The sequence below is a fragment of the Chloroflexota bacterium genome, assembly GCA_020850535.1.
In the GTDB taxonomy this organism is placed as follows: Bacteria; Chloroflexota; UBA6077; order UBA6077; family JACCZL01; genus JADZEM01.
Genome location: JADZEM010000159.1, coordinates 21,584 through 32,016 on the forward strand (window position 1 = coordinate 21,584; position 10,433 = coordinate 32,016).

Below are 10,433 nucleotides of genomic sequence, written 5' to 3' on the forward strand. Positions count from 1 at the left end.
GTCCAGATCGATCCTGTCCCGGCCGGCTGTTCACCTGGGAGCAACCCAAACGTCCCCGGCGGTACGCCGGCAGGCCCCGTGGTCAGTGACGATGGAAGCACACTGCTGGCCGCGGCGATGCGAGACGGGGTCCGACGCCGACCCCTTGCGCGACGCCCCCGGGCCAGGGAGAGAGGCCCAGGATGACGACCGTGCCGCGCACATCCACCGCCAGTCACAGCCCGGAGACCGAGACATCCACCCTGCCGACAGGCGGCGAGCATGACGTCGTCGGGCTGGCCGAGCGGCTGGCCGGTGAGTTCCGGGGCCGCGCCGCCGAATTCGACCGGAGCGCCGCGTTCCCGTTCGACCACTATCGGCGCATGCGCGAGACCGGCTACCTGAAGGCTGGCGTCCCGACCGAGCTGGGCGGCTTCGGCGCGGGGCTGGCGACCCTGGCGCAAGCGCAGCAGGCGCTGGCGCGGGGCTGCGCCTCGACGGCGCTGGCCGTCAACATGCACGTCTACCAGGTTGGCGCGGTCGCCGATGGCTGGCGCACGGGCGCGCCGGTCGAGGCCACGCTCCGGCGCGTCGCCAACGACGGCATCGTGCTCGCCTCGACGGCGTCGGAGGCGGTGACGCCCGGCGAGTGGCGCTCGGACACCATCGCGCGGCGGGACGGCGACGGCTACCGGCTGAATGGGCGCAAGGCGTTCTGCTCGCAGGCGCCGGGCATGTCGGTGTTCCGGCTCATCGCGACCGACGCCGACAGCGGCGACTCGCTGCTGATCTCGGTGCCGGCCAGCGCCGAGGGCCTCCGCGTGGTCGAGACCTGGGACACGATGGGGATGCGCGCCACCGCCAGCCACGACATCGCGCTGGAGAACGTCTGGGTCCCGGACGCCATGATGGGCGGGATCATCCCGCCGAAGCCGTTGGAGCACGCCGCGTTCACCCGCTCGGTGATCTGGTTCCACTGCCTGCTGTCCAGCGTCTACCTGGGGCTGGCCGAAGAGGCTCGCGCCGAGGCGTACCGCGTCCTGGCCTCCGAGAAGCGCGGGACCGGCCGCGAGCGGTCGCTGACGGACGTAATGATCGGCGAGCTGGAGGCCGACTTGCTGGTCGCGACGGCGACGCGGGACCGTGTCGTCAACGCGCTCGACCAGGACCGCTCAGACCTGCAGGCGTCGCTCCGCCAGACGATCCTCTGCAAGCAGATCGTGACCGACAAGGCGATGGCCATCGTCAACCGGGCGGTCGAGCTGTGCGGCGGACGCGCCTACTTCCGCACGTCGTCGCTGGAGCGGCTGTCGCGCGACGTGATGGCGGCGCGGTTCCACCCGCCGGCCGCGCCGGTCTCGTACCAGATGGTCGGGCAGCGGACGCGCCAGGGCTGGTCGACCTCGGCCTGAGCGAAGCCGAGAGGTCCTGACGCCTCGCACCGCACCTCTTACAGCCGTTCGAGGCGGCGCAGGAACCGGCCGAAGCGTCGGGCAAAGCGTGACGCGCGGATGGCCCGTACCGTGTAGCCCAGCTCGCGCGCCAGCGACACCGGCGGGTCAGCCGGCGCGGCGGCCGAGTGCACATCCGGCACCGGAGGCGCCTGCGCGGCAAGCTGAGCATCGTGGGCCGTCCGCCGCGCGGGATCTCCGAGCACGTCGTACGCGCGCTGGACCGCCTTGAAACGGTCGAGCGCTCCCAGATCGTCTGGATGCAAGTCCGGGTGGCTCTCACGGGCAGCGCGGCGATAGGCGGCGCGGATCTCTTCTGGCGTCGCCGCCCGATCCACGCCCAGCACGCTGTAGTGATCGATCTGCGCTGCCATCATCTCCGCGCGCGGGTCGCCTCCTGGCTCCCCGCTGGTTCCCCTCACCACCCGTCCCCTCCGAGTCATACGACCGCGCCACGGTGCGGGTCAAGGACCGCGTCGCCCAGGTGGGCGGTCTGTGGATTGCCGGGCCAGCCCACGGCCGGCTGGTATACTCGCCGGTCACGCAGGACATCGCGTCTTGATCGAGTCGTCGAGGAGCCGCGCAACCATGGATGTATCCGTCAAGGTCGAACGCGCATCGCTGACAGCCGTTCGGACGCCGCTGCTGGTCGTCAACCTCTTTGAGGGCGTCGAGGAGCCGTCGGGCGCGACGGGCGCTGTGAACGAGGCGCTCGGCGGCCTGATCGGCCGGCTGATCGCCGACGGCGAGATCAAGGGCTCGCTTGGCGAGGTGACCGTCATCCACAACCAGGGTGACCGCGCCGCGCTGGCCGCCGACCGCGTGGCCGTGGTCGGCCTCGGCAAGCGCGACGACCTCGATCTTGAGGCGCTGCGGGTCGCCTCGGCCACGGCGGCGCGGAAGGCTCGCGATCTTCGTCTCGGACGGTACGCTACCGTCGTGCACGGCGCGGGAGCCGGCGGCCTCGACTCGCGGCTGGCCGCGCGCACGGTGGTCGAGGCCAGCCTGATGGCGCTGTACACCTACTTCCACTTCAAGACGCCGCCAGACGATCCGCGCCCGACCATCGACGAGATCACCATCATCGAGCGCGACGACGACCGCGCCGAGCTATTTGCCGCTGCCGCCGACGACGCGGCGAAGCTGGTGGACGGTGTGAACCTCGCCCGGGACCTGTCGCAGGCGCCCGGCAACGTCATGACCCCGACCGTCCTGGCCGACCGCGCCCGCCAGATGGCTGAGTCGCGCGGCCTCTCGATCCAGGTTTGGGGCAAGGACGAGCTCCGCGAGAAGGGCATGAACGCCATTCTGGCCGTCAACTCGGGCAGCGCCCAGGAGCCCCGCTTCGTGATGATGCGGTACGACTGCGGCGACGAGCGCGCGAAGACGCTGGCCATCGTCGGCAAGGGCATCACGTTCGACAGCGGTGGCATCTCCCTCAAGCCGCCGGAGAACATGGAGAACATGAAGCACGACATGAGCGGCGCTGCCGCCGTGGTCGGCTTCTGCCAGGCCGCCGCCGATCTCAAGCTGCCGGTCAACATCATCGGCATCTTCGCGGCCACCGAGAACCTGCCCAGCGGGACGGCCTACAAGCCGGGCGACGTGTTCAAGACGTACCAGGGCACGTTCATCGAGATCGTCAACACCGATGCCGAGGGCCGGGTCATCCTGTCGGACGCGCTGGCCTACGCCGCCGAGCAGAGCCCCGACGCCATCATCGACCTCGCCACGCTGACCGGGGCCTGTGTCGTGGCGCTCGGCTACCACGCCAGCGGCGCGATGGGGAACGACCAGGGGCTGCTCGGGCTGGTGCAGCAGGCCGGCGACGCGGCCGGCGAACGCGTCTGGCCGCTGCCGCTCTGGAAGGAGCACCACCGCGACATCGACAGCCCGGTTGCCGACATCAAGAACACCGGCGGGCGGGCCGGCGGCGCGCTGACGGCCGCGGCGTTCCTGCAGTGCTTCGTGGACGGCAAGCCGTGGGTCCACCTGGACATCGCCGGGACGGCCTACACCGAGAACTGGTCGCGAACGCCTCCCTATCACCCGTCGAGCTGCGCCACCGGCATGGGCGTTCGGCTGCTGGTCGAGCTGGCCCGCCGCTGGGGCGCTTGATCCTCCACACGTCTGTCTGGTTGGCGGCGCAATGACGAGCAGCCCGGCGTGACGGCGACCTCCCAGCGTCCCCCGACCTCGGCGGCCCCAGGCCCGGCCGCCGAGGCTCGGGGGACGCGGCGCGTCTGGCGCGTGCTTAGGGCAGACCTCGCCGTCTGCGCGCTGTTCGCCGTGCTGGCGCTGGCGTTCGTGGGACCGTCGCTGCTGCCGGGCCGGGCGCTGCTGCCCATCGACGCACTGTTCGGCTACCCGCCCTGGCAGGCCCATGCCGACAACTTTGGTGTCTCGCTGCCGCACAACCCGCTGATCGCCGACGCCATCCTGCAGAACTACTCCTGGAAGCGGCTGGCCCGCGAGAGCTTCGCCCAGGGCGAGCTGCCGCTCTGGAACCCGTACATCCTGAGCGGGCAGCCGTTCATGGCGTCCGGCCAGAACGGCTCGCTGTACCCGCTGGGCGTCCTGTTCTACGTGCTGCCGCTGGCCTCGGCCTACGGCTGGTTCATCGGGCTGCACCTGTGGATCGGGGCCATCGGGGCGTACTGGCTCGCCCGAACGCTCGGGGCGACGCGGCTCGGCGGGACAGTATCAGGGCTGACGTTCGGCTTCTGCGGCTATCTGGTCGTCAGCTTCCTCTGGCCGATGGTCGTCAGCACCGCCGTCTGGCTCCCGATGTTGCTGGCCGTCATCGAGCGGCAGATGCAGCGCGGCCCCCGAGCGGCGCTCTCGTCGGTCGTGGCCGGCGGCACGATTGTCGGGCTGCAGTTCCTGGCCGGCCACCTTGAGATGAGCCTGTACCTGCTGCTGACAGCCGGCCTGTACACCGCGCCGCGGATCGGGCTGCGACTTCGCGCCGACGGCCTCCCCCGCCCGATCCTCGACGGCCTCGTCGCGCTGACGATGGTGCTGCTCGGGACCGGCCTGGCCGCGATTCAACTGGTGCCGTTCGCGGAGGTGATCGGCGCGAACGTCCGCGGCGGCTGGTCTGACTACCAGGAGACGATTGGCTACGCGCTGCCGAAAGAGCGGCTGCTGGCCTACCTGCTGCCAGACCTGTTCGGGAACCCGACCCATCACACCTATTACGACGTGGTGGCCGGCGAGACTCGCTCCACCGAGCACACCCGCCCGAACGGCGAGCGCCGCGCCGACACCGAGTGGGGCGGCAAGAATTACGTCGAGGGGACGGTGTACCTCGGGGTACTGCCGCTGCTGCTGGCACTCCTCGGGCTGCTGGCCCGGCCGCGCGGCGGCGGCCTCGTCCTGGCGATCCTGGCCGTTGTCTCGCTGCTGTTCGCCTTCGGCACGCCAGCCTACGCGCTGCTGTTCTACGGCATCCCGGGCGTCAATCAGCTGCACACGCCGTTCCGGTGGGTCTACCCGCTCACGGTGTGCGCGGCGGCGCTGGCGGGACTTGGCGTCACCGCGATCACGGCGCGGGGGCCCGGCGGCTTGACTGGGCCGGGGGGTGAGGGCCTTCCCCGACGCCTCGCCGTCGCCGTGTTCACTATCGGAGCCGTTGGTCTCCTCGCGGTCGGCTTCGCTTACGTCAGCCCCGGCTGGGGCGTCGCCCTGGCCGGGCGCGCGCTCCGACGTTGGCGCGAACTGCAGAACGGTTTCGGCTCGCCGGAGATGCTGTTCTCCTACCAGTGGGCGAACATCGCGCGGGCGGCGGCGCTGCTCACAGTTTCTGGCTTCGTGATCTGGCTGGCAACCACCCGTCGCGCCAGCATGGCCGGCGGGCTGGCCGTCCTGGTGACGGTCCTCGATCTGTTCAGCTTCGGGATCGGGTTCAACGCGGCTGCTGATACCCGCCCGCTCTCGTTCGTGCCGCGGAGCATCGCCGCCATCAAGGCCGATCCAGGCCTCTTCCGCGTCGTGACGTTCGGCGAGGACGACACGCTGCCCTCGAACACCAACATGCTGTTCGGCCTTCAGGACATCCGCGGCTACGACACGATCATCCTGCGCGAGTACGTGGAGTACCTGGAACGGATCGAGCCGCAGCGCGGGATTCCATACAGCAAGGTCGCCAAGCTGTTCGATCAGCGCTCGCTGTCGTCGCCGCTGCTCGATCTGCTCAACGTCAAGTACGTCCTGACCAGCAAGGTGCTGAGTTTGCCGGGCTGGACGCTCCACGCCCAGGGCGACGGCATCCGCGTCTACCGCAACGAACGAGCGATGCCGCGCGCATTTGTCGTGGGGCGGACCATAGAGGCTCCGAGTCGGCTCGCGGCGCTCGACACGGTCGGGCGGCCCGGCTTCGATCCGCGCACGACGGCGGTGGTCGAGAATCCGAACGCTGGCGGTCAGTCGGTTGGCACGGGAGCGGCGGCCCCTCCGCTGGTCTCGGCCGAGATCGCGGCCTACGAGAACAATCGCGTGGTCGTTCGGGCCGACGGCGGCGGCAGCGGCGGCACGCTGGTGCTGGCCGACGTCTACTTCCCCGGCTGGACGGCGTCCGTCGACGGGCAGAGCGCCACGGTCCTGCGAGCGAATGGCCTGCTGCGCGCCGTCCAGCTTGCGCCCGGCCCACACACCGTGGAGTTCCGCTACCGGCCGCTCTCGGTGCGGGTCGGCGCGCTGCTGACCGGCATCTCGGGATTGGTGCTGGCCGGGCTGGTCGGCTATCTGGCCTTTGGCGCCCGAACGACGCGCGGCGGCGCGCCCTCGACGGCCCGGCGGGTGCTCCGCAACTCGGCCTTCCCGATGGCCTCCAGCCTGCTCAACAAGGTGGTCGATCTCGGGTTCGCGCTGATCACGTTCCGCGTGCTGGGGGCTGAGGGCGTCGGGGCGTACACGTTCGCGGGGGTGCTGACGACCTACTTCGATGTCGTGGTGGGCTGGGGCCTCGGCACCCTGATCACGCGCGACGTGGCGCAGGATCGGTCGGCGGCCGGCCGCTACCTGGGGAACGGCACGGTTTTGCGGCTAATCCTCTGGTGCGGCGCGGCGGCGATCACGGCGCTGCTGACAGGGCCGCTGGCCCCGGCGCTCGATATCGACGGGACGCTGGCGCTGGCGATCTGGCTGCTGGTGCTCGGGCTGTTGCCGGGGCTCCTGAGCGGGGTCGTCAGCGCCCTGTTCATGGCCCACGAGCGGATGGACGTGCCGGCCGCCGTCACCATGCTGTCGACCATCTCGAAGGTCGTGCTGGGCCTGGGCGCGCTGCTGGTGGGATATGGCTACGTCGGGCTGGCAGCCGTGTCGATTGTGACCAACGTGACGACGCTGGTCGTGCTGCTGGTGGTATACGGCTGGCTGATCGGGACGCCGCGCCCGACTGTCTCGGCGACCGTGGTCTGGTCGCTGGTCGGCGTCTCGTTTCCGCTGATGATCAATGGCCTGCTCAACCAGCTCTTTTTCAAGATCGACGTGCTGCTGCTCAAGCCGCTGGCCGGCGACCTTGCATTGGGCTGGTACTCGACGGCCTACAAGCTGATCGACGGGCTCCAGGTGATCCCGGCGAGCTTCGTGCTGGCCCTGTTCCCGCTGCTCGCAAGGTACGCCGCCGAGGACCGTGCCCGCATGGTCCGCCTGACCGACACGGGCCTCAAGATCCTGCTGGTGCTGGCGTTCCCCATCGCCGTCGGCACGACGCTCCTGGCCGAACCGATCATCCTGCTGCTGGCCGGCCAGTCCTACCTGCCGGAGTCCGCGCGGGCACTCCAGATCCTGATCTGGTATCTCCCGATCAGCTTCGCGAACGGGCTGCTCCAGTATGTGCTGATCTCGGTGAACCGCCAGCGCACCCTGAGCGTCGCCTTCGCGGCCGGCGTGGTCTTCAACGTGCTGGCGAACGTGCTGCTGATTCCAACCTATGGGTACGTCGCCGCCGCGCTGGTCACGGTGGCATCCGAGGTGGTGCTGCTCGCGCCGTTCCTCTGGGTGACCTGGCAAACGGCCGGGCCGGTCTCGCCGCTGCGGGTGGGCTGGCGGCCGGCTCTGGCAGCCGCCGTCATGGCGCTGCCAGTCTGGCTGCTCGGCGTCTGGAGCACCCCGCTGGCGATCCTCGGCGGAGCAGCGACGTACGCCGTCGCGCTGCTGGCGCTGCAGGCCATCACGCCGGAGGAGCGTCAGCAGTTGCGTGCGCTCCTGCGCCGCTAGAAGCGATTCCCTCTCGCGTGAGACGCCGGCTCTGCCGAACGCGAGCCTGTAGCGCGGGAACTGCCGGTCAGTGTCCTGCCACGGGAATGTGTACCGCCATCTCGAACACGGCCAGCAGCAACGATGCCAGAAACCCGACGATCGTGGCGGGGGCGACGCCCGCGTGGCCCGACTCGTAGGCCTCGGGCATCATCGTCATGGCGAGCATCGCCACCACGCCGCCGCCGGCCACCGAGCCAAGAAACGCCACCAACGCCGGCGAGGCGTCGTGCAAGCCCAGGTAGCCGACCGTGCCGGCCAGGGCGCTGCCGACGGCCAGCCCGATCCACATCATGGCGATCCGCCCGATACTGAACTTCGCGCGGAGCAGCGCACTGGTGCCGCCAACCGCCTCCGGCAGGTTCGACAGGAAGACGGCCACCATGAACGTGGGGGAGAAGGCCGCCAGCGACACAAAGCTCGCGCCGATGGCCGCCGACTCCGGGATGCCGTCGAGCAGTGTGCCCAGGAAGATCGCCAGGGGCGAGCTGCTCTCGCCGTGACGCTCGGCGGCGGCGTCGGCCTCGGATCGCGACAGGTTGCTGATGCTGCCGACCGCCACCCGGTGCCACTCCTCGGCGTCGGTGAGGCTGCTCCGCTGTGCCGTCACGAACAGCTCGTGGGTCACCAGGTTCTCGACGATCCGCCGCAGGCACGGCACCTTCTCGGCGGCGTGCTGGAAGTCGATGCGGGCCAGCATCAGCAGCTCGCCGTCGCTGCGGGCCACCAGCGACGCCGTCCGTGGCTCGCCGCTGAGCATGCCCAGACCACCGACCATCGCGTACGCCTCGACAGCGTGCTTCGTCTCCTGTGCGTCGGGGCCAGCGGAGACGTGCTGGAGGTCGAACGCGCCATTCGCCACCAGATACACACCGTCCGAGGCGTCGCCCTGGCGGTAGACGGTCTGTCCCGCCGTCACGGCGATCCGCCGCACGAACGGCAGCAGCTCTTCGATCTCTTCCGGCTTGAGGCACTCGGCGAGCTTCGAGCGCGCGATCACCTGGAGGAGCGGCGCGAGCGCCTGGCGCTTCTCTTCGAGGGCGCGCTTCCGCTGCCGATGACGCCAGTGCAGGCCACCGCCCATCTTCTCGATGACGATGTTCAGCCCGACGTAGACCATGCCACCACCGAGAAAGCCGGCTGCGAGAATGCCCCAGGTCAGCAGCGGCTCGTAGCCGTGGTCACGGACCATTTCGGAGGCCGGATCGACGGCCAGCTCGGTCACGACAGCGTGGATCAGCGCACCGCTGCCAAAGCCCATGATGAGGGCCACCAGCCGAGCCGGCGGACGAAACACCAGGGCGATGATCGCGCCGAGTGGCAGCGACAGGGCGGCGGCGCCCGCGAGTGCCCCGGCAATCAGTGCGTCAGGGACCGGCATCTCAGCTCCCCCAGATACTCAACTCCGAGGGGATCAACGGGAAACGAGACTACTGTGGTGATGGCCGCTGGTGATCTCCGACCTCGCCGCGCAGCAGGCTGACGGCGTGCGGCAGGGCCGGAAGCACCACGTCAAGGCATTCTCGCACGCCTTTGGGGCTGCCGGGAAGGTTGATGACCAGCGAATGGCCCCGCACGCCCGCAATGGCCCGTGAGGTCATCGCGGCCGGCGTCTTCGCGAGGCTGGCGGCGCGCATCGCCTCGGCGATGCCCGGCACATCGTAGTCGAGACAGCCGCGCGTCGCCTGTGGGGTCACATCGCGCGCGGCGAGGCCGGTGCCGCCGGTCGTCAGGATCAGATCCAGGCGGCGCTCGTCGGCCATGCGACAGATCTGGCCGGCGATCCGCTCGATCTCGTCCGGCACGATGACGTACTCACCGATGGCCGCGCCGGCCGCCAGCATAACCTCGCGGATGGCCGGCCCGCCCAGATCCTCGCGCTCTCCGCGCGAGGCCTTGTCGCTCACGGTGATGATGCCGACCGAGATCAGCGGCTCGCTGACGCCTCCGCCGTGGGCGTGGCCGCCACGATGTCCGTGCGTCGCATGGCGATCGCCGTGCTGGTCCCCGCTGCCATGACGCTCAGCCACGCTGCCTCCCGGTCGCCTCGGCCACCGCCTCGCCGGCGCGGACGTACTCGCCGCTCTTGCCGCCGACTTTGTGCATCAGCCTGATGTTGTCGACCACCATGTCTTTGTCAACCGCCTTGCACATGTCGTAGACGGTGAGCGCGGCCGTCGCGACGGCCGTCAGCGCCTCCATCTCGACGCCGGTCTTCCCCACGATGCGGGCAATCGCCGTGATCTCGACAGCAGAGGCGTCGTCGTCCAGCTCGAACTTCAGATCGACGCCGGTGATGGGGAGCGGATGGCAGAGTGGGATCAAGTCTGAGGTTCGTTTGGCGCCCATCACGCCGGCCACCTGGGCAATCGCCAGGACGTCGCCCTTGGTGACGCCGCCGGAGCGGATCAGCGCCAGCGTCTCCGGGCGCATCAGCACGCGGCCTCGGGCCGTGGCGATGCGGATAGTCTCGCCCTTGGCGCTGACGTCGACCATGCGGGCGCGGCCGGTCTCGTCGAGATGGGTCAGGTCGGTCATCGGATGCTGCTCCCCTCCCAACGAGTATAGCGAGCGCAGCGTACCCTACCCTCGCAGGCTGGCATCTCACTCAGGGCGATTGCATGTTGATGTCGTCGTGCCGCCGCGTCGGGGCTTGAAAGCCCCGCCTACCATCCTGCAGTCGCTGCGCGACGCGCCAGTCGCACCAGTGCCTGCCGTTCCCCACGGCCGTCGCGCAGCGAC

The 10,433-nt window shown here is 69.9% G+C and carries 7 protein-coding genes; 3 read left to right on the forward strand and 4 right to left on the reverse strand.

The window, feature by feature from the left end; all coding sequences use genetic code 11:
* The first annotated feature begins 182 nt into the window (after positions 1-182).
* On the forward strand, positions 183-1,391 hold the full coding sequence (locus IT306_23020; GenBank protein MCC7371308.1) for an acyl-CoA/acyl-ACP dehydrogenase: 1,209 nt from the start codon (positions 183-185) through the stop codon (positions 1,389-1,391).
* Between the two features lie 38 nt (positions 1,392-1,429).
* Here the strand turns inward: IT306_23020 and IT306_23025 are convergent, their stop codons facing one another.
* The gene (locus tag IT306_23025; GenBank protein ID MCC7371309.1) at positions 1,430-1,855 is read right to left on the reverse strand and encodes a J domain-containing protein; all 426 of its coding nucleotides are present in this window, start codon (positions 1,853-1,855) and stop codon (positions 1,430-1,432) included.
* A 163-nt stretch (positions 1,856-2,018) separates the two neighbouring features.
* Between IT306_23025 and IT306_23030 the strand changes: the two genes are divergently transcribed.
* Positions 2,019-3,548 (forward strand): leucyl aminopeptidase, encoded by a 1,530-nt coding sequence (locus IT306_23030; GenBank protein MCC7371310.1) that lies wholly within the window; start codon positions 2,019-2,021, stop codon positions 3,546-3,548.
* A 48-nt stretch (positions 3,549-3,596) separates the two neighbouring features.
* Positions 3,597-7,652: an oligosaccharide flippase family protein gene (locus IT306_23035; protein MCC7371311.1), complete on the forward strand. Its 4,056-nt coding sequence runs from the start codon at positions 3,597-3,599 to the stop codon at positions 7,650-7,652.
* Between the two features lie 67 nt (positions 7,653-7,719).
* Here the strand turns inward: IT306_23035 and IT306_23040 are convergent, their stop codons facing one another.
* The 3 genes from IT306_23040 to moaC all read right to left on the reverse strand — a co-directional run bounded on the left by IT306_23040 (position 7,720) and on the right by moaC (position 10,229).
* Positions 7,720-9,072 (reverse strand): cyclic nucleotide-binding domain-containing protein, encoded by a 1,353-nt coding sequence (locus IT306_23040; GenBank protein ID MCC7371312.1) that lies wholly within the window; start codon positions 9,070-9,072, stop codon positions 7,720-7,722.
* A gap of 49 nt (positions 9,073-9,121) precedes the next feature.
* Entirely contained in the window at positions 9,122-9,622 is a 501-nt protein-coding gene (locus IT306_23045) for a MogA/MoaB family molybdenum cofactor biosynthesis protein (GenBank protein ID MCC7371313.1), read from the reverse strand.
* 91 nt (positions 9,623-9,713) lie between these two features.
* Positions 9,714-10,229: a cyclic pyranopterin monophosphate synthase MoaC gene (gene moaC / locus IT306_23050; protein ID MCC7371314.1), complete on the reverse strand. Its 516-nt coding sequence runs from the start codon at positions 10,227-10,229 to the stop codon at positions 9,714-9,716.
* Between the last annotated feature and the right edge of the window lie 204 nt (positions 10,230-10,433).